The 21,801-nt window shown below is 68.4% G+C and carries 21 protein-coding genes and 1 tRNA gene; 6 read left to right on the top strand and 16 right to left on the bottom strand.

Annotated features, from left to right (window positions below; translation table 11 throughout):
• Positions 1-2: 2 nt before the first annotated feature.
• The 3 genes from N788_RS13080 to rnr are packed head-to-tail and all read right to left on the bottom strand — an operon-like array spanning position 3 to position 3,587.
• Positions 3-299, bottom strand: coding sequence for a CBU_0592 family membrane protein (locus N788_RS13080; protein WP_034225906.1), 297 nt, complete (start codon positions 297-299; stop codon positions 3-5).
• On the bottom strand, positions 296-1,051 hold the full coding sequence (gene rlmB, locus N788_RS13075; protein ID WP_034225903.1) for a 23S rRNA (guanosine(2251)-2'-O)-methyltransferase RlmB: 756 nt from the start codon (positions 1,049-1,051) through the stop codon (positions 296-298). The genes N788_RS13080 and rlmB overlap by 4 nt, the downstream gene beginning before the upstream one ends.
• Positions 1,052-1,073: 22 nt before the next feature.
• Positions 1,074-3,587, bottom strand: a complete 2,514-nt coding sequence (gene rnr / locus N788_RS13070) for a ribonuclease R (protein ID WP_084696056.1) — start codon at positions 3,585-3,587, stop codon at positions 1,074-1,076.
• 128 nt (positions 3,588-3,715) lie between these two features.
• Here rnr and N788_RS13065 point away from each other — a divergent pair.
• From N788_RS13065 to N788_RS13055, 3 genes are all read left to right on the top strand, one after another.
• Positions 3,716-3,800, top strand: a tRNA-Leu gene (locus tag N788_RS13065).
• 163 nt (positions 3,801-3,963) lie between these two features.
• Positions 3,964-5,001: a hypothetical protein gene (locus N788_RS13060; protein ID WP_051924678.1), complete on the top strand. Its 1,038-nt coding sequence runs from the start codon at positions 3,964-3,966 to the stop codon at positions 4,999-5,001.
• 30 nt (positions 5,002-5,031) lie between these two features.
• On the top strand, positions 5,032-7,017 hold the full coding sequence (locus N788_RS13055; RefSeq protein ID WP_034225898.1) for a BCCT family transporter: 1,986 nt from the start codon (positions 5,032-5,034) through the stop codon (positions 7,015-7,017).
• Here N788_RS13055 and N788_RS13050 read toward each other — a convergent pair.
• From N788_RS13050 to putP, 9 genes are all read right to left on the bottom strand, one after another.
• Complete coding sequence (locus N788_RS13050; RefSeq protein WP_034225895.1) at positions 7,014-7,871, bottom strand: PA4780 family RIO1-like protein kinase; 858 nt, start codon at positions 7,869-7,871, stop codon at positions 7,014-7,016. The genes N788_RS13055 and N788_RS13050 overlap by 4 nt on opposite strands.
• Positions 7,872-7,896: 25 nt before the next feature.
• Positions 7,897-9,192: an adenylosuccinate synthase gene (locus tag N788_RS13045; RefSeq protein ID WP_034225891.1), complete on the bottom strand. Its 1,296-nt coding sequence runs from the start codon at positions 9,190-9,192 to the stop codon at positions 7,897-7,899.
• A gap of 172 nt (positions 9,193-9,364) precedes the next feature.
• Positions 9,365-9,550, bottom strand: a complete 186-nt coding sequence (locus N788_RS13040; protein WP_034225885.1) for a DUF2065 family protein — start codon at positions 9,548-9,550, stop codon at positions 9,365-9,367.
• A gap of 3 nt (positions 9,551-9,553) precedes the next feature.
• Positions 9,554-10,426, bottom strand: a complete 873-nt coding sequence (hflC, locus tag N788_RS13035) for a protease modulator HflC (RefSeq protein WP_034225882.1) — start codon at positions 10,424-10,426, stop codon at positions 9,554-9,556.
• A 1-nt stretch (position 10,427) separates the two neighbouring features.
• The gene (hflK, locus tag N788_RS13030) at positions 10,428-11,531 is read right to left on the bottom strand and encodes an FtsH protease activity modulator HflK (protein ID WP_051924660.1); all 1,104 of its coding nucleotides are present in this window, start codon (positions 11,529-11,531) and stop codon (positions 10,428-10,430) included.
• A 14-nt stretch (positions 11,532-11,545) separates the two neighbouring features.
• Positions 11,546-12,862, bottom strand: a complete 1,317-nt coding sequence (gene hflX / locus N788_RS13025) for a ribosome rescue GTPase HflX (protein ID WP_034225879.1) — start codon at positions 12,860-12,862, stop codon at positions 11,546-11,548.
• 15 nt (positions 12,863-12,877) lie between these two features.
• Entirely contained in the window at positions 12,878-13,153 is a 276-nt protein-coding gene (gene hfq / locus N788_RS13020; protein ID WP_034225877.1) for an RNA chaperone Hfq, read from the bottom strand.
• 91 nt (positions 13,154-13,244) lie between these two features.
• Positions 13,245-14,192, bottom strand: coding sequence for a tRNA (adenosine(37)-N6)-dimethylallyltransferase MiaA (gene miaA, locus N788_RS13015; RefSeq protein ID WP_034225876.1), 948 nt, complete (start codon positions 14,190-14,192; stop codon positions 13,245-13,247).
• A gap of 3 nt (positions 14,193-14,195) precedes the next feature.
• Positions 14,196-15,683: a sodium/proline symporter PutP gene (putP, locus tag N788_RS13010; RefSeq protein WP_034225874.1), complete on the bottom strand. Its 1,488-nt coding sequence runs from the start codon at positions 15,681-15,683 to the stop codon at positions 14,196-14,198.
• A gap of 103 nt (positions 15,684-15,786) precedes the next feature.
• On the opposite strand from putP, the gene N788_RS13005 reads away from it, so the two are divergent.
• Positions 15,787-16,887: an alkane 1-monooxygenase gene (locus N788_RS13005; RefSeq protein ID WP_051924659.1), complete on the top strand. Its 1,101-nt coding sequence runs from the start codon at positions 15,787-15,789 to the stop codon at positions 16,885-16,887.
• A gap of 109 nt (positions 16,888-16,996) precedes the next feature.
• On the opposite strand, the gene folP is transcribed toward N788_RS13005, so the two are convergent.
• The 3 genes from folP to rlmE all read right to left on the bottom strand — a co-directional run bounded on the left by folP (position 16,997) and on the right by rlmE (position 20,531).
• Complete coding sequence (folP, locus tag N788_RS13000; RefSeq protein ID WP_034225872.1) at positions 16,997-17,893, bottom strand: dihydropteroate synthase; 897 nt, start codon at positions 17,891-17,893, stop codon at positions 16,997-16,999.
• Between the two features lie 101 nt (positions 17,894-17,994).
• The gene (gene ftsH / locus N788_RS12995; protein WP_034225870.1) at positions 17,995-19,902 is read right to left on the bottom strand and encodes an ATP-dependent zinc metalloprotease FtsH; all 1,908 of its coding nucleotides are present in this window, start codon (positions 19,900-19,902) and stop codon (positions 17,995-17,997) included.
• Positions 19,902-20,531: a 23S rRNA (uridine(2552)-2'-O)-methyltransferase RlmE gene (gene rlmE / locus N788_RS12990; protein ID WP_034226109.1), complete on the bottom strand. Its 630-nt coding sequence runs from the start codon at positions 20,529-20,531 to the stop codon at positions 19,902-19,904. Before rlmE ends, ftsH begins: the two co-directional genes overlap by 1 nt.
• Positions 20,532-20,596: 65 nt before the next feature.
• Between rlmE and yhbY the strand changes: the two genes are divergently transcribed.
• Together yhbY and N788_RS12980 are read left to right on the top strand one after the other, a co-directional pair.
• A complete protein-coding gene (gene yhbY / locus N788_RS12985; protein ID WP_034225867.1) occupies positions 20,597-20,902 on the top strand; it encodes a ribosome assembly RNA-binding protein YhbY in 306 nt (101 codons plus the stop codon).
• A 16-nt stretch (positions 20,903-20,918) separates the two neighbouring features.
• Entirely contained in the window at positions 20,919-21,293 is a 375-nt protein-coding gene (locus N788_RS12980) for an Mth938-like domain-containing protein (RefSeq protein ID WP_034225865.1), read from the top strand.
• A gap of 60 nt (positions 21,294-21,353) precedes the next feature.
• Here N788_RS12980 and N788_RS12975 read toward each other — a convergent pair.
• A partial coding sequence (locus N788_RS12975) for a peptidoglycan DD-metalloendopeptidase family protein (RefSeq protein ID WP_034225864.1) occupies positions 21,354-21,801 on the bottom strand: 448 nt, incomplete at its 5' end.

Below are 21,801 nucleotides of genomic sequence, written 5' to 3'. Positions count from 1 at the left end.
GGCTACTGCCCGCCGCCCGGCGGCCGCCGGAACCGGGCGGCGCGGGCCTTGAGGCTGCGCCAGAGGCCGTAAAGGCTGATCACGATCCAGGCCAGCTGCATGATGGTGGCCGAGATGACGTCGCGGAAATCCTGGCCGGTCGCGAAGATCGACAGCAGGATGAAAACCGCGCCGAACAGGTTCGCCAACTGATAGCCCAACGAGTCACCCTTGAGCTTGCCCGCCTGCAGCAGGAAGAAGGCACCGAGCACGAAGGCGACGCCGGCCAGGCCGACGAAGTCATACCATTGAAGGCTCATTTCACGTCTCCGCGTTGGCGAACAACTTCGAACAGGGCGACGCCGGTGGCGACCGAGACGTTGAGGCTTTCCATCTCACCGGGCATCGGGATGCGCACCAGGCCGTCGCAGGTGTCGCGGGTCAACCGGCGCATGCCCTCGCCTTCCCCGCCCATCACCAGCGCGACGTTGCCGGTGAAGTCGGTGGCGTGGATCGTCGCCTTGGCCTCGCCGTCGAGGCCATAGAGCCAGACGCCCATTTCCTGGAGGGCGCGCATCGTGCGCGCCAGGTTGGTGACGCTGACCACCGGGATGCGGTCGGCGGCACCGGCCGAGGTCTTTCGCACGGTGGCGTTCACCGGCGCGGCTTTGTCCTTGGGGATCACCACCGCGGTGACGCCGGCGGCCGCGGCGCTGCGCAGGCAGGCGCCGAGGTTGTGCGGGTCCTGCACGCCGTCGAGCACCAGCACCAGGGCCTTGCCGGCGGCGGCCTCGACCAGGGCGGGCAGTTCCTTTTCGTCCGTGGCCTTGGCCGCTTCGTAGCGCGCCACTGCGCCCTGGTGGCGCAGGCCGCCGGCGATGCCCTCGAGCGATTGCGCCGGCACCCGGCGCACCGAAACGTCGCGCCGCCGGGCGGTCTCCTCGATCTCGGTGATGCGCGGGTTCTTGCTGCCGGCCTCGAGCAGGACCTCGCGCACGTGTTCGAGGTCGTGTTCCAGGGCGGAGGCCACCGCATTGATGCCGGCAACCCAGTTGTCCTTCTTGCTGCTCATTCGTGTGTTTCCTTCGCCGGGCTCAGTGGGCCGCGGCCTTCTTTTTCTTCTTCGGCGCGCCTTCCGGCACCACCAGCCTGAAATCGATGCGCTTGTCCTCGACGCTGGCCTTGAGCACCAGCACCCGCACCGGATCACCGAGCCGGAAGCGCAGGCCGGTGCGTTCGCCGGCCAGGCTGCGACGCAGCGGATCGAAGTGGTAAAAATCGTGCGGCAGCTGGGTCACGTGCACCAGGCCGTTGACCTTGGACCCGGCCAGCTCGACGAACAAGCCGAAGTTGGTCACGCCGCTGACCACGCCGTCGAACTCGTCGCCGACGTGTTTTTCCATCCACGCGCTGCGGTAGCGTTCGTCCACTTCGCGTTCGACCTCGTCGGCCTTGCGCGACTTCTCCGAACAGTGCAGCGACAGCGCCGCCATGTCCTTGGTCGAATAGCGGTAGCCGTCGGCATGGCCCTTGTCGAGCGCGTGCTTGATGGACCGGTGCAGCAGCAGGTCCGGATAACGGCGGATGGGCGAGGTGAAATGGGCGTAGGCCTCGAGCGCCAGGCCGAAGTGGCCCTGGTTGTCGGTCTGGTAGACAGCCAGGCTCTGCGAGCGCAGCAGCACCGTTTCGAGCAGCGCGGCGTCCGGACGTGCCCGCACCTTGCGCAGCAGGTGGGTGAAGTCGCGCGGTTGCACCTTGCCCCAGGGCGGCAGGCTCAGGCCAAACTCGGACAGGTATTCGAGCAGGTCGCCGTACTTGGCTTCCGGCGGCCGCGGATGCACGCGGAACGGTGCCGGCATTTCCTTCGCGGTGACGAACTTCGCCGCCTCGACGTTGGCGGCGATCATGCATTCCTCGACCAGCTTGTGGGCGTCGTTGCGCTCGAGCATGCCGGCCTGGACCACCTCACCGCTGTTGTCGAGCACGAAGCGCACTTCCGAGGTTTCGAACTCGATGGCGCCGCGGCGGTTGCGCGCCTTCGCCAGCACCTTGTAGAGCTGGTGCAGGCGCTGGACCTGCGGCATCAGCGACGCGCCGACCTGGGCGATGGCTTCCTTGCCCGCGTCGGTATCGCCCTCGCCCACCGCCTTCCAGACCTGGGTGTAGGTCAGCCGCGCGTGCGAACGCATCACGGCCTCGAAGAACTTCGAGCGCACCACGTTGCCGTCGAAGTCCACCTGCATGTCGCAGGCGAAACACAGGCGTTCGACCTTGGGCATCAGCGAGCAGATGCCGTTGGAAAGGGTCTCGGGCAGCATCGGCACCACGAACCCCGGGAAGTAGACCGAGGTGGCACGCTTGACCGCTTCTTCGTCGAGCGCGGTTTCCGGCCTCACGTAGTGCGAAACGTCGGCGATGGCCACGATCAGGCGGAAGCCTTCGTCGTTGGGCTCGCACCACAGCGCGTCGTCGAAGTCCTTGGCGTCCTCGCCGTCGATGGTGACCAGGGGCAGCTTGCGCAGGTCGACGCGGCGGCGGATCTCGGAGGCCGGCACGTCCAGCGGCACCGCGGCGGCTTCGGCCAGGGCTTCGCGCGGGAACTCGTGGGGCAGGTCGTGGCCGTGGATGGCGGCCTGGACCACCAGCGAGGGCGTCAGCCGGTCGCCCAGCACCAGCAGGATCCGGCCCATCGGAGGCCGGCCTTTTTCAGGCGGCTGGGTGACTTCCACCACCACGAGCTGGCCTTCGCGGGCGCCGTTGTTGTCTTCCGGCGGAATCAGCACCTCGGTCAGGACGCGGCGGTCGTCGGGCACGACCATGCCGATGCGGGCGCGTTCGCTGTAGCGGCCGGTCAGGCGCGTGAGGCGGTGCTCGAGCACTTCGACGATGGCGCCCTCGCGGCGGCCGCGGCGGTCGACGCTGGTGATGCTGGCCAGCACGCGGTCGCCGTGCAGGGCCTTGCGCAGCTCGCCGGGCGGCAGGAACAGGTCTTCGCCGCCGTCGTCGCACTTGAGGAAGCCAAACCCGTCGGGGTTGGCGATGACGGTACCGGCAACCAGGTCCAGCTGCTGGGCCGCCGCATAACCGCCGCGGCGATTGCGCAGCAGCTGGCCGTCCCGGACCATCGCCGCCAGCCGGCGCGACAGGGCCTCGAAACGGTCCTCGGCGAGCAGGTCCAGGGCTTCGCCGATCTCCTCGGCGGTCAGCGGGCCGTCGCTGTCGCCCAGCAGGGCGGCGATGGCCTCGCGGCTGGCGATCGGGTTTTCGTACTTGGCGGCTTCACGGGCCGCCATAGGATCGTGCACGCCTCCCGCGGCGGCCGCGTGGGGCTTGCCGGGGCGGCCACCCCGGGCGGGACGGCGCGGCGGCTTGCCGGCACCCGCAGGCGACGCAGCGCCCTTGCCCGGGCGACCGGGGCTGGCGGGCTTGCCGGGTTTGGCGGACTTCGCGGCCTTGCCCGGGCGGGGCGCCTTGCCCGCGGCGGCCTTGCCGGGCCGGGCAGGCTTGGCGGTGTCCTTCGCGGCGCCCTGCGAGCGCATGTTGTCGGGCATCCAGGGCGGGAGCGAGGCCCCCTTGGTCTTGTTTTTGTTCTTGGGGTCTTTGGTCATCCGGTCATGGTACACCGGGGCCCCTGACTGGCCGCGTCACGGCCCGGCCGGGCGCCTGGGAAACCATTGACAAAGCGAACCCCGGCCCTTAAATTACGCGGCTCTTGTCGCCCTGCGCCAAGACACCTGCCCAGGTGGCGGAATTGGTAGACGCACTAGTTTCAGGTACTAGCGGGTAAAACCGTGGAGGTTCGAGTCCTCTCCTGGGCACCAGGTTCAAAAAACCCCGCTTCGGCGGGGTTTTTCATTTGCGCCGCCGGTTCGCCGGGTGGACTTGCCGGCACGCGGCTCGTAAGGTCCCTGCATGGCAACCCGGCCCTTCCTCCAAGGCAGCCTGGTGGCCCTGGGCCTTGTCCTCGGCCTCGGGTGCGGGCCCGTGCGCGCTTCCGACGAGTCGCCGGCCAACCATTTCGACCTCGGTGGCGCCGTGCGTTTCAACGTCGGCTGGCGCGACTACGGCGATCCGGCTGGCAACGGCGACATCGACCTCGAACTGCTGCGCGTCGACGCCAAGGGCGCGCGCGGACCGCTGTTCTTTTCCCTCCAGTATCGCTGGTACGACGGCTTCGACGCCGTTCACCACGCCTGGGCGGGCTGGCGACTGGACGACGACCGCGACCTGAAGCTGGGCATCCAGCAGGTGCCCTTCGGGCTGCTGCCGTATGCCTCGCACAGCTTCTGGTTCGGCTCCGGCTATTACCTGGGGCTGGAGGACGACTACGACACCGGCCTGGTCTACCGGCAGGCCGGCGACCGCGACGAGTTCCATGTTGGCCTGTTCCTGGGTGATGAGTATGGCGACGGCGCCCGGTTCGACCGCTACTCCTTCGACCTGGCCGACGACGGCAACCTGCGCTACCGCGAGCGCGAACGCCTCAACCTGCGCTGGGCGCGCAGCGCCGGCAACGATGACGCGCAGACCGAATTCGGTGCCTCGGCCTTCACCGGCCGCGTCCAGGACCAGGCCAGCGGCCGCCGCCACGGCCACCATGGCGCGGCGCTGCACCTGCAGCACCAGCGCGGCGCCTGGACCTGGCAGGGCCAATGGGCCTGGTACCGCTACGACGTGCCAGGCGACCGGGTGGCGCTGTCGGCCTTCCTGTTTCCGTTCGAGATCGCCGCCCAGGCGCACGTCGTCAGCGCCAACGCGGCCTGGGCCTTGCCACGCAGCGGCTGGTTCGACGGCATCACCTGCTACAACAACCTCAGCACCACCCGCGGGCGTGGCGCCGGCAACGGCGACTCCTGGCAGAACGTGCTCGGCTGCAGCTTCGCCAAGGGCAAGTCCTTCACCTACGTGGACCTGATCAGCGGGCGCAACATGTGGTTCATCGGCGGCCCGGGCATCGGCCTGCAGCCCGGCGACGACGGCTGGAATTCCCGCCTGAACATCAACATCGGCTTCTACTTCTGATCCGATGCGCGAAGAATAAAAGGAATACCCATGGACAAGGCCCCCGAGCAAACGGCACCGCGACGTCGCATCGTGATGAACCCACCGGTGTTCATCACCTCGAGCGTGATCGTCGTGCTGTTCGTCGCGTTGGCGGCGCTCTGGCCGGAGGCGGCCGAACAGCGATTCGCCGCCGTGCAGTCCTGGGTGATCACCCAGGCGGGCTGGTTCTACGTGCTGGCGGTGGCTGGCTTCCTGGTCTTCGTGGTGGGCGTGGCCATGTCCGGGTACGGCCGCATCCGCCTGGGCCCCGACCACAGCCGCCCCGACTACAGCTACCGGTCCTGGTTCGCGATGCTGTTCTCCGCCGGCATGGGCATCGGCCTGATGTTCTTCGGCGTCGCCGAGCCGATCATGCATTTCAGCGACCCCCCGGTGGGTCCGCCGGGCACGGCCGAAGCCGCGCGCCAGGCCATGCGCATCACCCTGTTCCACTGGGGCGTGCACGCCTGGGCGATCTACGCCGTGGTGGGACTTTCCCTGGCCTATTTCTCGTTCCGGCACGGGCTGCCGCTGACCATCCGTTCGTCGCTCTACCCGCTGATCGGTGACCGAATCCACGGCATCGCCGGGCACACGGTCGACACCTTCGCCGTGTTCGGCACCATCTTCGGCGTGGCGACCTCGCTGGGCTTCGGCGTCATGCAGGTCAATGCCGGGCTCAACCACCTGTTCGGCGTCCCGGTGGGCATCGGCATGCAAATGCTGCTGATCGCGGGCATCACCGGCCTGGCCACCATTTCGGTCGGCCTGGGCCTGGACGGCGGCATCCGTCGCGTCTCCGAACTGAACATGGCGCTGGCGGTGATCCTGCTGGTGTTCGTGCTCGTGGCCGGCCCCACCGTCTTCCTGCTGCAGACGCTGGTCCAGAACACCGGCATGTACATCTCCAACCTGTTCTCGATGACCTTCAACCTCTACGCCTACGAACCCACCGGCTGGATCGGCGGCTGGACCTTGTTTTACTGGGGCTGGTGGATCGCCTGGTCGCCGTTCGTGGGCATGTTCATCGCCCGGGTCTCGCGCGGCCGGACCATCCGGGAGTTCGTCATCGGCGTGCTGCTGGTGCCGCTGGGCTTCACCTTCATGTGGATGACCTTCTTCGGCGACACCGCCATCCACATGGTGCTGATGCAGGGCATCGGCAGCCTGGCCGAGGCGGTGGCGGCGGACACGACCGTTGCGCTGTTCGAGTTCTTCAGCCACCTGCCGTTCGCCTCGGTCACCTCTCTGCTGGCGACCATCCTGGTGATCACCTTCTTCGTGACCTCCTCGGACTCGGGGGCGTTGGTGGTGGACATGCTGACCACGGGCGGCGCCGAGGACTCGCCCACCTGGCAGCGCATCTTCTGGTCGGTGCTGATGGGCGTGGTGGCGGCGGTGCTGCTGCTCGCCGGCGGGCTTGCCGCGCTGCAGACGGCGTCCATCGCCAGCGCCCTGCCCTTCACCATGGTGATGGCCCTGGTCTGCTGGGGCCTGCTGCGTGCCCTGCGCACCGACGCGGCCAAGCGCAGCAGCCTGCAGTTCGCCCGCACCCAGGCCGGGGGCGACGGTTATACCTGGCAGCAGCGCCTGCAGACGCTGGTGCACCAGCCCAGCCGCGCCGAAGTCGGCACGTTCCTGGAAGAGGCGGCGCGCCCCGCGATCCGGCAGGTCGCCACCGAACTGCGCGAACGCGGGGTCGAGGCCGAGGTGATCGACGGCGACGACGGCCGCATCACGCTCGACATCCGGCATGGCCAGGAACAGGCCTTCCGCTACGTCATCCGGCCGCGGCCCTACGAGCCGCCCAGCTTCACGCTCAGCGATACGCGCGCCCAGCGGGCCTCGGCGCTTCGCTACTACCGCGCCGAAGTGCACCTGAGCGAAGGCGGCCAGGACTACGACGTGATGGGCTGGTCACGCGACGCCGTGATCAACGACGTCATCGACCAGTACGAACGCCACCTGCACTTCCTGAGCAGCCAGCGCGCCTAGTCGTCCTGCGCCGCCGCTTCCCTGCCCTGCTGCCGGATCAGGGCTTCCTGGCGGGCGTCCTCGATCGACATCAGCACCGCGTCCACGTCGGCATCGTCCTCACTGAAGACGAAGGCCCCGGTGAGTTCGGTCTCCGGCCCCAGCTCGCCCTGCTCGAACAGGGCCCACATCTCTTCGCCGTAGTGCAGGTTCTCCAGGTCCGGGGCGAACCGGGCCAGGGCGGTGCGCAGGCGGCTGACGTCGCGGAGCAGCATGGCCCGCGCGTTGTTGTTGCCGGCGGCGCTCACCGCCTGGGGCAGGTCGATGATCACCGGCCCCTGGGGGTCCACCAGCACGTTGTACTCGGACAGGTCGCCGTGGATGACGCCGACGCAGAGCATGCGCACGACCTGGCGCACCAGGAACCGGAAGAACTCGCGCGCCTGCCCGGCTTCGAGCTGGACTTCTCCCAGACGCGGAGCACTGTGGCCCTCGCTGTCGGCGATCAGCTCCATCACCAGCACGCCATTGAAATAGCCCATCGGCCGCGGCACGCGCACGTTTGCCGCCGACAGCTGGTAGAGCGCATCCACCTCGGTGTTTTTCCAGGCGGACTCCAGTTCCTTCTTGCCGAACTTGCTGCCCTTGCCCATGGCACGCGCCTGCCGGCTGCCCCGGACCTTGCGGCCTTCCTGGTACTGCGAACGTGCCTGGAAGCTGCGCTGCCCCAGGTCCTTGTAGACCTTCGCGCACAGGATCTCGTCGCCCCTGCGGACAACAAAAACGGACGCTTCCTTGCCGCTCTTGAGCTGGCGCAGCACGGCGTGCACCACGCCGTCGTCAACCAGGGCCTGCAGCCCGGCGGGAGTCTTCAATGGACAGCTCCGCCGGTCGGCCGGGTCAGGACGCGTACGGATCCTGCAGCACGATCGTGGACTCGCGGCCCGGACCGGTGCTGACGATGGCCAGCGGGCAGCCCGCCAGTTCCTCGAGCGCGCGCAGGTAGGCGCGCGCCGCAGGCGGCAGGTCGTCCCACTGGGTGACGCCGGCGGTCGACTCTTCCCAGCCCGGGAATTCCAGATACACCGGCGTGCACTCGTCCCAGCCGGCGGCGTCGAGCGGCGCGTATTCGGTGCGCTTGCCGCGGTACTCGTAGGCGATGCAGATCTTGAGCTTCTCCATGCCGTCGAGGATGTCGAGCTTGGTGATGCACAGGCCGGAGATGCCATTGATGGCGACGGCGCGCTTGAGCGCGACGATGTCCATCCAGCCGCAGCGGCGCGGACGGCCGGTCGTGGCGCCGTATTCCTGGCCACGGTCGCGGATGCCCTGGCCGACGTCGTCGTTGAGCTCGGTCGGGAACGGGCCACCGCCGACGCGGGTGGCATAGGCCTTGGCGATGCCCAGCACGTAGTCGATGGCGTCGGCGCCGACGCCGGTACCGGCCATGGCGCCGCCGACGGTGGTGTTGGACGAGGTGACGTAGGGATAGGTGCCGTGGTCGATGTCGAGCAGGGAGCCCTGGGCGCCCTCGAACAGCACCCGCTTACCCTGCTTGCGCAGCTCGTGCAGGATGCCGGCGACGTCGGCCTTCATCGGGTCCACGTATTCGCCGAAGGCCAGGGCCTCGTCCAGGGTCTTCTGGAAGTCCACGCCCTCCACGCCCAGGTACTGGGTGAGCACGAAGTTGTGGTAATCGAGCGTGCTGCGCAGCTTCTCGGCCAGCTCCTTGGGGTAGTTCAGGTCGGCGACCCGGATGCCGCGGCGCGCCGCCTTGTCCTCGTAGGCCGGGCCGATGCCGCGACCGGTGGTGCCGATGGCCTTGCCGCCGGCGGCCTTCTCGCGCGCCTGGTCCAGTGCGATGTGGTGGGGCATGATCAGTGGCGTCGCCGGGCTGATCTTCAGGCGCGAGCGCACTTCGACGCCGCTCTCCTCGAGCTGGCCGATTTCCTTCTGCAGGGCCGCCGGGCTGAGCACGACGCCGTTGCCGATCAGGCAGAGCGCGCCTTCGCGCAGGATGCCGGAGGGAATCAGGTGCAGGACGGTCTTCTTGCCGTTGATGACCAGGGTGTGGCCGGCGTTGTGGCCGCCCTGGAAGCGCACGACCGCACCGATTTCCTCGGTGAGCAGGTCGACGATCTTGCCCTTGCCCTCGTCGCCCCACTGGGCACCCAACACCACGACCGACTGACCCATGACCCTGCACTCCGGAAAAAAGAAAGGCGTCGGGGCGACGGCGTCGGGCCGCTGACCCGGGCCCAGACACGGAAAAAGCCGGAGGTCGCCCCGGCTTTGCGAAATTATCCCCGTTTTCCCCGGCCGGGGCTAGCCCGGCCCGGCCCGGGCCGGACAGGCCCTTAGGCGGGACTCAGCCGCGGATCCACTGCAGGGCCAGCAGGCCCAGGCCAATCATGACCGCCCCGGCGACTCGCAGTGAACGCTCGCCCATGGCCAGCAGCTGGGCGACTGCCCGTTTCCAGGCCCCGGGGGCCGCGAAAAGCAGCAGCCCCTCGAGCACCAGGACCAGGCAGAGCGCGGCCCAAAGGTCAGGCACCGGTCAACGCCCGCTGTTGCCCATGTAACGCAGGAACTCCGAGTCCGGGTCGAGCACCAGCACCGTCTGGCCGTCGGCCATCGAATTCCGGTACAGCTCCAGGCTGCGGTAGAAGGCATAGAACTCGGGGTCGCTGCCATAGGCCGCGGCCGCGATCTCGGCGGCGCGGGCGTCGCCTTCACCGCGCAGCTTCTGCGCGTCGCGTTCGGCTTCGGCCAGGGTCACCACGCGCTGGCGGTCGGCTTCCGAGCGGATGGTCTCGCTCAGCTCCACGCCTTCGGCGCGCAGCTGGTTGGCGACCTGGGTGCGCTCGGTGCGCATGCGGCTGTAGACCGTGGTCAGGATGTTGCTGTCGTCGGGCAGGTTGATGCGCTTGATGCGCACGTCCACCACTTCCACGCCCAGCGACACCGCGCCTTCGTTGACCTTCACCAGGAAGGCGCCGGAAAGCTCGGCGCGGCCGGCGGAAACGACCTCCTGCAAGGTGCGCTGGTTGATCTCGTTGCGCAGGGCGTTCTTGACGATCGGCGTCAGGCGCTGGCGCGCGGCTTCCTCGCTGCCGCCGCTGGCGGCGCGGTAGTAGGTGGCCACGTCCTTGATGCGCCATTTCACGAAGAAGTCGACGCTGACGTCCTTCTTCTCCGACGTGAGGTAACGCTCCGGCTGGTCGTCGAGCGAGAGGATGCGCTGGTCGAACTTGCGCACCTCCTCGACCAGCGGCCACTTGAAGTGCAGGCCCGGCTGGATGTCGGCGCGGACCACGCGGCCCAGGTTGAGCACGATGGCGGTCTGGCTTTCATTGACCACGTAGACCGAGCCCATGCCCGCCAGCAGCGCGGCGATGGCCAGGAAGAGGATGAGAGTGAAACGATTCATGTCAGCGGCCTCCCTGGCGGCGGGTGTCGCGCGGCTGCGGTTCGGGCTCGGACGCGGCCTGGGTCGCCGGCAGGCGCAGCACCGGCGCCTCGGTCGGGATGCGGGTCCGGTTGGTTTCGCCACCCAACGGCAGGTAGAGGATGTTGCCTTCGCCGGCGATCACCTTGGGATTGGCCGACAGGACTTCCTGCAGGGTTTCCAGGTAAAGGCGCTTGCGGGTGACTTCCGGCGCCTTGCGGTACTCGGACACCAGCAGGGTGAAACGCTCGGCGTCACCCTCGGCGCGCGCGATCGACTGGGCCTTGTAACCTTCGGCCTCGGTGCGCATGCGCGCGGCGACACCGCGGGCTTCCGGCACCACCTTGCTGGCGTAGGCGCGGGCTTCGTTCTCGATGCGGTTCTTGTCTTCGCGGGCGGCGATGGCGTCGTCGAACGCTTCCTTCACCTCCTCCGGCGGACGCGCGTCCTGAAGGTTGAAGTTGATGACGTTCAGGCCGGTCTCGTAGAAATCCAGCGACTCCTGCAGGCGGGCCTGCGCCTCGATCACCAGCTGGGCGCGGTCGAACAGCACGGTGTCCATGGTGTTGCGGCCCACGACCTCGCGCACGGCGCTCTCGGCCGAATCCTTCAGGGTCTGCTCGGGATTGACCGAGCCGAACAGGAAGGTGCGCGGGTCGGTGCGGCTGTACTGGGCGTTGAACTTGATGTCGATCAGGTTCTCGTCCTTGGTCAGCACGCGCACCTGGTCGGTGATCTCGATCACCTCGGTGGCCGGCACCACGTAAACGGTTTCGATGGGCCAGGGCCATTTGAAGTTCGGGCCCGGCATCATGACGCGGTTGAACTCGCCGAAACGCAGCACGACGCCGCGCTCGCGCTCGTCCATCAGCTTGAAGCTGTTGAAGACCAGCCAGATGCCGAACAGGCCGACGACCCAGGGAACCGGATTGAAGCCGCCGGACGGGTTCGAGCCACGGCCACGACCACCGCCGCCCCCGCCGCCGAACATGCCCTTGAGGCGGTTCACGAAGGCTTCGACCTCGTTGCCGGGGTCCTTGCCTTTCCAGGGATCTTGTTTGCCTTTTCCAGGCTGGTTCCAGGCCATTGCTTGCTCACGCATCAGTTGGTCTCAGGATTGTAGGTAGGGGCGGCGGGGGCCACAAGCAAGAGGCCCGCCAGTGATTCGCCCCCCGGTTCGGACGAAAGGCGCTCTGCGACTGCCCTGGGCAGGTCGATTTCCAGGTGCCACCCGTCCTCGTCGCTTGACTCCGTCTTCACGGCGCCGACCTCGTGAAGACGCGCACGCAGCCGCCCCTGGCCCGGCCCGAGGGCCAGTTCGCCGGCCACGCGACGGTCCAGGAAGCGGTCGGTGAGCAGCTCGCGCAGCCCATCGAGGCCATTGCCGGTCTTCGCCGACAGCCAGACGCGTTCACGCCCCTCGACCTCGGGGTCGCGCCTTGGCGCGGCGCCTTCGATGCGGTCGATCTTGTTGAAGACCAGCACCTGCGGGATGTCGCCGGCGCCGATTTCCCCGAGCACCGCGTCCACCTGGCCGATGCGTTCGTCGCGCAGTTCGTCGGCGGCATCGACCACGTGCAGCAGCAGGTCGGCGTCGCGGGCCTCGGACAGGGTCGAACGGAAGGCGGCGACGAGCTCATGCGGCAGGTCGCGCACGAAGCCGACGGTGTCCGACAGCACCAGCGGCGCCACGCCTTCGATGCGACGCGTGGTCGGGTCGAGCGTGGCGAAGAGCCTATCGTCGGCGTAGACGCCGGAATTGGTCAGGATGTTGAACAGCGTCGACTTGCCGGCGTTGGTGTAGCCGACCAGGGCCACGCGCGGGATGTCGTTGCGCAGGCGTGCACGACGCATCTGCGTGCGCTGCACTTCGACCTTGTCCAGGCGCGCGCGCACCGATTCAAGCTTCTTTTGCAGCATGCGCTTGTCGAGCTCGAGCTGGGTTTCGCCGGGGCCGCGCAGGCCGATGGCGCCACCGCGCTGGCGCTCGAGGTGGGTCCAGCCGCGCACCAGGCGCGTGGCCCAGTGCTTGAGCTGCGCCAGCTCCACCTGCAGCTTGCCTTCGTGGCTGGCGGCGCGCTGGGCGAAGATGTCCAGGATCAGGCCGGTGCGATCGACCACGCGGCGCTTGAGCACGCGCTCGAGGTTTCGCTCCTGGGCCGGCGTCAGCAGCTCGTTCACCAGCACCAGGTCGGCCTCGGTGGCCTCGCAGGCGGACTTCACTTCCTCGAGCTTGCCGGTACCGATGTAATAGGCCGGATTCGGGCGCTCGACGCGCGCCGGCACGGTGCCGACCACGGTGGCGCCGGCCGAATGGGCCAGCTCGGTGAACTCCTCGAGGCGGGACGGGTCCTGCTGGCCCGGCGGGTGCGGTTGCACCAGCAGGGCCCGTTCGCCCTTGCGGGCACGCTCAAACATCGGACATCCGGGTGATCAATCTTCCGGACCCGCCTCGTCCTCGTCGCCCTGGCTGCCCGCCACCTGGCCGCCACCGGGGCCCACGCGCACGTTGCGGGCCGGGACGACGGTGGAGATGGCGTGCTTGTAGACCATCTGGCTGACCGTATTGCGCAGAAGGACGACGAACTGGTCGAAACTTTCGATCGTGCCCTGCAGCTTGATGCCGTTGACCAGGTAGATCGAAACAGGGATGCGCTCGCGGCGCAGGGCGTTCAGGAACGGGTCCTGGAGGGATTGGCCTTTGGACATCGGTGGACTCCATCTTCTTATTGTGGCGCGCCAGCGGGGCGCGATTTGCGGCCAAAGGGTCCAGGGCCGCGAATGCCCGGGAGTCTACCAGCTACCGCTTTGCCGGGCGGGCCAGGAACGCCGCCAGGCGCCGCTCCGCGAGGTCCCGTTCAGTCTCCGGATCCAGCCACAGTGCCTCGGTCCGGGACCGCAGCCAGGTGAGCTGGCGCTTGGCCAGCTGGCGGGTGGCGGCGATGGCTTGTGCACGGAAGGTGGGGGCATCGGTGAGCCCTTCAAGGTGTTGCCAGGCCTGGCGATAACCGACCGCGCGCATGGCCGGCAGGTCCGGGTGCAGGCGTGGGTCGCGGCGCAGTTGCCGCACTTCATCCAGGAAACCCTGCTCGAGCATCTGGTCGAAACGCACCTGGATTCGCGCATGCAGCACCGCCCTGTCCCTGGGCGCGAGGACCAGGCGCAGCACCCGGAACGGGAACCGCCGGCGGACACCGGACTGCTGCCAGTCGCTGATCGGCCGGCCGGTCAGGCGCCAGACTTCCAGGGCACGGGTGATGCGCTGGCTGTCGCCGGGCTTGATGCGCCGCCCGGCGGCGGGGTCGGCCGCGGCCATCTCGGCGTGCAGGGCCGGCCAGCCGCGCTCGGCGGCCTCTTCGGCGATCCGGGCACGGGTCGCCGGGTCGGCCGTTGGCAATTCCGACAGTCCGTCGAGCAAGGCGCTGAAGTAGAGCCCCGTCCCGCCGACCAGCAGCGGCACCCGGCCACGTTCGGCCAGTGCCTGCATCGGCGCCATTGCCTCGCGGGCGAAATCGGCCGCCGAGTACACCTCGTGCGGGTCGCGCACGTCCACCAGGTGGTGCGGTGCCAGCGCCAGGGTTCGTGGGTCCGGTTTGGCGGCGCCGATGTCCAGGCCGCGGTAGACCAGCGCCGAATCGACGCTGACCACCTCGGTGTCCAGGCGCTGGCACCATTGCACCGCCAGCGCCGTCTTGCCCGAGGCCGTGGGCCCCATCAGGGCAACGGCCAGCGGGCGGGTGTCGCGCATGGTTCAGCCCTCGCTGCGCCGCAGTTCGGCGTGCACCGCGTCGAACTGGCCGTGCATCGCCGGCGAAGGCGGCCGGCCGAAGCGGCTGACCAGCACGATCGCCAGCGTCGCCAGCGCCACGCCCGGGACCATTTCGTACAGGCCGGTGCCCAGCTGCTTCCAGCCGATCACCACCAGGGCGCCGACGATCATGCCGGCCAGGGCGCCGTTGCGCGTGGTGCCCTTCCAGAACAGCGACAGCACCACCACCGGCCCGAAGGCGGCGCCGAAGCCCGCCCAGGCATAGCTGACCAGGCCCAGCACGCGGCTGTCGGGATCGGCGGCCAGCCAGATCGCCAGCATCGCCACCGCCAGTACCGAGAAGCGGCCGACCCAGACCAGCTCCTTGTGGCCGGCCTTGGGGCGCAGGAAGCCCTTGTAGAAGTCTTCGGTGATCGCACTCGAACACACCAGCAGCTGGCAGCTCAGGGTGCTCATCACCGCCGCCAGGATCGCCGAGAGCAGGATGCCCGCCACCCAGGGGTTGAACAGCAGCGTCGAGAGTTCGATGAACACGCGCTCGGGATTGTCGGCCACGGCGGCGGCGCGCGCCGGGTTGGCCTCGAACCAGGCGATGCCGAAGAAGCCCACGCCCATCGCGCCCGCCAGGCACAGGATCATCCAGGTCATCGCGATGCGGCGGGCCGGCGGGATCGTGCGCACCGATTCGGCGGCCATGAAACGCGCCAGGATGTGCGGCTGGCCGACGTAGCCCAGGCCCCAGGCCAGCAGCGAGACCACGCCCAGCACCGTAGCGCCCTTGAAGAACTGCAGGTTGGCCGGATCCACCTGCTCGACCAGCGCGATGCTCGTTTCGGGGCCGCCGAGCCCGATCACCACGAAGATGGGCGTGAGGATCAGCGCGAAGAACATCAGCGTCGCCTGCACGGTGTCGGTCCAGCTCACGGCTAGGAACCCACCGACGAAGGTGTAGAGGATGGTCGCCGCGGCGCCGTACCAGATGGCCTGGCCGTAGGGCACCTCGAACACCGACTCGAACAGGCGCGCGCCGGCGACGATGCCCGCGGCGCAATACACCGCGAAGAAGATCAGGATGATCGCCGCCGACACCGAGCGCAGCACCTTGTTGCGGTCCTCGAACCGGTGGGTGAAATAGTCCGGCAGGGTCAGCGCGTTCTGGCTGCGTTCGGTGTAGAGCCGAAGCGGCGCCGCCACGTAGCGCCAGTTGGCCCAGGCACCGATGACCAGGCCGACGGCGATCCAGGCTTCCGAAAAACCGCCGACGTAAAAGGCGCCGGGCAGGCCCAGCAGCAGCCAGCCGCTCATGTCCGAGGCGCCGGCCGACAGCGCGGTGACGAAACTGCCCAGGGAGCGTCCGCCCAGGATGTAATCGTCGAAATTCTTGGTGGAATACCAGGCCACGAAGCCGATCCCGACCATGCCAAGGATGTAGATGGCGAAGGTGATGTGCAGCGGGGACGTCCAGTCCATGGGGGCTCCTGGGGATACGGGTGGCCGCACAGCTTAACGCCTTCGCAACGGCCCTGCCCCCTTGAACGGCGGCGTTCGGCGCGTATGCTGGGGGCCGGTTACCGTGGGTCCGACCGCCGTGCCGCAGTCCAAACGCCTCGCCTTCCTGCTGGTCTTCGTGGTGCCCGCGCTGATGCCGGCCGCTGCGTGGCTGGGGCTCGCTTCGGGCCGGGCGGACCTGCTGGCCTGGTTCCCGTTGTTCTTCCTTTTCGTGCTGCTGCCGGCGGCCGACTACGCGCTGGGCCACGATCCGGTGAACGTGGCGCCCGGGCAGGAACGGGCAGTATCGGACAGCGCCTGGTTCCGTGGCCTCACCCTCGCCTGCCTGCCGGTGCAGCTGGCGGTGCTGGCCTGGTCGGCGTACTGGTTCAGCCAGGCCGGCTTCGGACCGCTGGGCGTCGCCGGCTGGTTGCTCTCGCAGGGCGTGGTGGGCGGCATCCTGGCGATCAACACCGCCCACGAACTGATCCACAAGGACGGCCGGCTCGAGCCCCTCGTCGGCGGCCTGTTGCTGGCCAGCGTCGGCTACCACGGCTTCAAGATCGAACACCTGCGCGGCCACCACGTGCATGTCTCGACGCCCGAGGACGCGTCCAGCGCCCGTTTCGGGCAGTCGCTCTGGCATTTCCTGCCCCGCGCGATGTGGCGCAATACGCTCAATGCCTGGCGGCTCGAGGCGAGGCGGCTGCAGGGCCTGGGCCTGCCGAAACTGCACTGGCGCAACGAGATGATGGCCTGGACGGGGGTCTGGCTGCTGTTCGCCGGCCTGTTCCTGGCCTGGCTGGGACCGGTGGGCCTGGCGTTTTTCCTGGTGCAGGGCCTGCTCGCGGCCGGGTCGCTGGAAATCATCAACTACATCGAACACTACGGCCTCGAACGCCAGCGTGGACCCGACGGCCGCTACGAGCGCACCACCCACCTGCACAGCTGGAATTCCGACTACGCGCTGTCGAACCTGCTGCTGTTCCAGCTCCAGCGCCACTCAGACCACCATGCCTTCCCCAAGCGGCGCTACGCCATCCTGCGCCACCAGCCCGACAGCCCCCAACTGCCGGGCGGCTATGCGGCGATGTTCGTGCTCGCGCTGGTGCCGCCGCTGTGGAAACGCGTGGTCGACCCGCGGGTCCTCGCTTTCCGCGCCAACCGGGCACCGACCGGCGGCTGAAATCCACAGACCCTGTGGACAAGCCTGGGAGAACGCCTGTGGATGAAAGCCTGGGAGCCAGGCGGGGCGTGGCTTGCAGCCGGTTTGGTCAGCGCGTGACCAGTGCAGCTTATTCGTCGTCGGGCCAGCGGATCGCGGGCTTGGCTGGCGCTGCCTGCGGCGCCGGCTGGGCGGCGATGGCAGCCCATACCTTGAGCGCATCCACGGTCGCCGCGACGTCGTGCACGCGCAGGATGCGGGCGCCGTATTCCGCGGCCATCACCGCCGCCGCCACCGAAGCATGCACGCGATCGCCGACCTCGTGGCCGGTGATCTCGCCCAGGCTGCGCTTGCGCGACAAGCCCGCCAGCAGCGGCAGGCCCAGGTCGAGCAGGCGCGACTGCTGGCGCAGCAGCAACAGGTTGTGCGCCGTGGTCTTGCCAAAGCCGTAGCCGGGGTCGAGCACGATCAGCTTCTTGGGTATGCCGGCCATTTCGCAGGCGAAGATGCGTTCGGCCAGGAACCGATGCACGTCGCCCAGCAGGTCATCGTAGGCCGGCGCTTCCTGCATCGAACCGGGCTCGCCCTGCATGTGCATCAACACGACGGGCACGCCCGCCGCGGCCGCGGCGTCGAGCGCACCATCACGGCGGAGCGCGAAGACGTCGTTGATCATGCCGGCGCCTGCCGCCACGGCGGCACGCATCACTTCCGGCTTCGAGGTGTCGACCGACACCGGGAGCTTCGTTTCAGCGACCAGGCGTTCGATGACCGGGATGACCCGCCGGAGCTCTTCGTCCAGCGGGACCGCGTCCGCGCCCGGCCGGGTGGATTCGCCGCCGACGTCGAGCAGGTCGGCCCCCTCCTGCGCCAGCCGCAGGCCGTGGGCGACGGCCGCCTCGGTGGAGTCATGGTTGCCACCGTCGGAAAACGAGTCGGGGGTGACGTTGACGATGCCCATGACCCGCGGCACGTCGAGCCTGAGCAGGCGACCGGCGCAGTCGAGCTGGGGAGAGAGGTCGAACATGGGACACCCCGGAAACGAAGGTGGGAGGGACTTCAGTCCCGATGCCTTCACGCAAAGCATCGGGACTGAAGTCCCTCCCACAGGCTAATCGAAGTTTCGACTCAGGTCTGCGGCATCGGGCCGCCCAGCGGGCCGGCGGCCGGGCCGGGACCCGGGTCATCCTTGGAAATGCGGCCGGACTTGGCCCAGTCGGCGGGCGGGCCCGGACGGCGGCCTTCCATGATGGCGTCGATCTGGTGGGCATCGATGGTTTCGTAGGTCAGCAGGGCCTCGGCCATCACGTGCAGCTTGTCCATGTTGTCCGTGAGGATCTCCCGGGTGCGCTGGTAGGCGCGGTCGAGGATGGAGCGCACGACCTCATCGATCTTGCGGGCGGTGTCGTCCGAGACGTTCTTGTGCTGGGTGACGGAGCGTCCCAGGAACACCTCGTCCTCTTCCTCGCCGTAGGCGATCGGGCCCAGTTCGTCCGACAGGCCCCACTTGGTGGCCATGTTGCGGGCCATCTTGGTGGCGCGCTCGATGTCGTTGCTGGCGCCGGTGGTGACCTTGTCGGTGCCGAAGATGAGCTCTTCGGCCACGCGGCCGCCATACAGCGAGCACAGCATCGACTCGATGTGGGTGCGGTTGTAGGAATACTTGTCGCCTTCGGGCAGGTACATGGTGACGCCCAGCGCACGGCCGCGCGGGATGATCGTCACCTTGTAGACCGGGTCGTGCTCGGGCACGACGCGGCCGACGATGGCATGGCCCGCCTCGTGATAAGCCGTGAGCTTCTTCTCGTCCTCGCTCATGGCCATCGAGCGGCGCTCGGCGCCCATCAGGATCTTGTCGCGGGCGCGGTCGAAATGCTCCATGCGCACCGACTTGGCGTTTTCGCGGGCGGCGAACAGCGCCGCCTCGTTGACCAGGTTCGCCAGGTCGGCACCGCTGAAGCCCGGGGTGCCGCGGGCGATGGTCATCGGATCGACGTCGTCGTCGATTGGCACCTTGCGCATGTGCACCTTCAGGATCATCTCGCGGCCGCGCACGTCCGGCAGGCCGACGGTGACCTGGCGGTCGAAGCGACCCGGGCGCAGCAGCGCCGGGTCCAGCACGTCCGGGCGGTTGGTGGCGGCGATGACGATCACGCCCTCCCCGCCCTCGAAGCCGTCCATCTCGACCAGCAGCTGGTTGAGCGTCTGCTCGCGCTCGTCATGGCCGCCGCCCAGGCCGGCACCACGGTGGCGGCCGACGGCGTCGATTTCGTCGATGAAGATGATGCAGGGCGCGTGCTTCTTGGCGGTTTCGAACATGTCGCGCACGCGGCTGGCGCCGACGCCGACGAACATCTCGACGAAGTCGGAGCCCGAGATCGAGAAGAACGGCACCTTGGCCTCGCCGGCGATGGCGCGGGCCAGCAGGGTCTTGCCGGTGCCCGGCGGACCGACCATCAGCACGCCGCGCGGGATCTTGCCGCCCAGCTTCTGGAACTTGCCCGGGTCGCGCAGGAACTCCACCAGCTCGCCGACTTCTTCCTTGGCCTCGTCGCAGCCGGCGACGTCGGCCAGGGTGACCTTGACCTCGTTCTCGCCCTGCAGCTTGGCGCGGGACTTGCCGAAGCTCATGGCGCCCTTGCCGCCACCCTGCTGCATCTGCCGCATCATGAAGAACCAGAAACCGATGATCAGCGCCACCGGCAGCAGGTTGAACAGGATGCTCAGCAGCAGCGAACGCGGCTTGGGCTTCTCCTGGGTGATCTGGACGTCATTCTCGAACAGGGTGTCGAGCAGGCGCGAGTCGTCCGGCGCAGCCGTGGTGAACACCGAGCCGTCCGAGCGTTTGCCGGTGACCGAGATCTGGTCCTCGGCGATGTTCACCTCGGAAACGCGGCCACTCTTCACCTCTGCGATGAACTGGTTGTAGCTGAGCTCGGACGTGGCCGCACCCGGCGTCGAGAAGCTGTTGAACACCGCCATCAACACGACGGCGATGACCAGCCAGAGCAGTAGGTTTTTTGCCAGGTCGTTCATCACTTGGTTCCTCGTCGCTTGCCGGTGGCCAGCGCATAAACTTCATTGGAGCGACGCCGTGACGCCGCGGGCTTGCGGATGACCAGCTTGTCGTAGCGGGTCCTGAGCTCCTTGACGTAGGCGTCGAAACCTTCGCCCTGGAACAGCTTGATCAGGAACGCGCCACCGACCTTGAGGTGCTTGTCCGCGAAATCGCGGGCCAGCTCCGAGAGGTACATCGCCCGGGCCTGGTCCACGGTATCCACGCCAGTCATATTGGGGGCCATGTCGGAAAGCACAAGGTCCACGGCAGCGCCACCGAGCAGCGCCTCCAGCTGGGACAATGGCCCGTCCTCTCTGAAATCGCCGTGAATGAACTCCACCCCGGCGATCGAGGGCATGTCCAGGATGTCCAGGGCCAGGACCCGGCCCCGGTCGCCCAGGTCACGCCGCACCACCTGGGACCAGCCGCCGGGGGCCGCGCCCAGGTCGACCACGACCATGCCGGGTTTGAGCAGCCGGTCGCGCTCGATCAGCTCCTCCAGCTTGTAGGCGGCGCGCGAGCGCATGCCCTCGGACTGGGCCTTCTTCACGAAGGGGTCATCGAAGTGCTCTTTGAGCCAGCGCTGGCTGCTGCGGCTACGGGCCATGGCAAACATCGGGGGGACGGGCCGCCATGATACCCTAGCGCCCCTTCCGAGCCGCCCGCGAAACCATGGCCACCGCCCTGAGCAATACCCAGAAACGTTACCTGCGGGGCCTGGCCCATGACCTCAAGGCCGTGCTGATCGTCGGCGCCAAGGGCATCACCGACGCGCTGGTGACCGAAGCCGGCCAGGCGCTCGAACACCACGAACTGCTGAAAGTGAAGATCCACGCCGGCGACCGCGAACTGCGCGACGAGTGGATCGCCGAGCTGTGCAAGCGCACCGACTCGACCCTTGTCGCCCGGATCGGCAACGTCGCCGTGCTTTACCGCCGCCGCGCGGACAAGCCGCTGATCGTGCTGCCCAAGGACTGACCAGGCGGAGGGAACGGTGCAGCTGTCGCAGGAAAACCCCGACTTCAGCTTCGTCTTGCGCGGCACCACCGAGTCGGGCGTGCTGGTCAACCAGCTCACGCTCGAACGCAGCTTCGTGCTGAGCCCCAACCAGCTGGTCGAAGACTGGCCGCCTTCAGGAGTGGATACGCTCGAAGCCTCGCACATGGACGCCCTGCTGGCCCTGAAACCCTCGGTCGCGATCCTGGGCACCGGCCCGCGCCAGCGTTTCCCGTCGGCGGCGGTGATGGCGGCGATGCTGACCCGCGGGGTCGGCCTTGAAGTGATGGACAATGCCGCCGCGGCCCGCACCTTCAACGTGCTGGCGACCGAGGGCCGCAAGGTCGTAGTCGCCTTCCTGCTGCCCGGCTGACCTGTGGGAGGGACTTCAGTCCCGAAACACTTCGGGACTGAAGTCCCTCCCACAGGAAACTTAGCGGGCCGGCAGCACCTGCATCGGGTCGACCGGCTTGCCGTTGCGGCGCACCTCGAAGTGCAGCATGTCGCGACTGGTGCCGGTGCGGCCCATTTCGGCGATCTGCTGGCCGGCTTTCACCGCGGCACCCTCGCCCACCAGCCGCCTGCGGTTGTGCGCATAGGCCGAAAGCCATTCGTCGCTGTGCTTGACGATGATCAGCTCGCCGTAACCCACCAGGCCCGAACCCGAATACACGACGACGCCGTCGGCCGCGGCCTGCACGGACTGGCCGGCACTGCCGGCGATGTCCAGGCCCTGGCGCTTGGGGTCGCCGGCCACGAAGCGGCCGATGACCTGGCCCTGGGTCGGCCAGCGCCAGGCGCCACTGGCCGGCGCGACGTCGGGAACGGCCGGCAGCGCCGGGGCCGGCGTGCTGCGCACGGGCGGTGCGGCCGGCAGCGCC

The organism is Arenimonas donghaensis DSM 18148 = HO3-R19 (assembly GCF_000743535.1).
Taxonomy (GTDB): domain Bacteria; phylum Pseudomonadota; class Gammaproteobacteria; order Xanthomonadales; family Xanthomonadaceae; genus Arenimonas; species Arenimonas donghaensis.
Note: the sequence above shows the minus strand (reverse complement) of the source record. Positions and strands in the feature narration are given on the sequence as shown.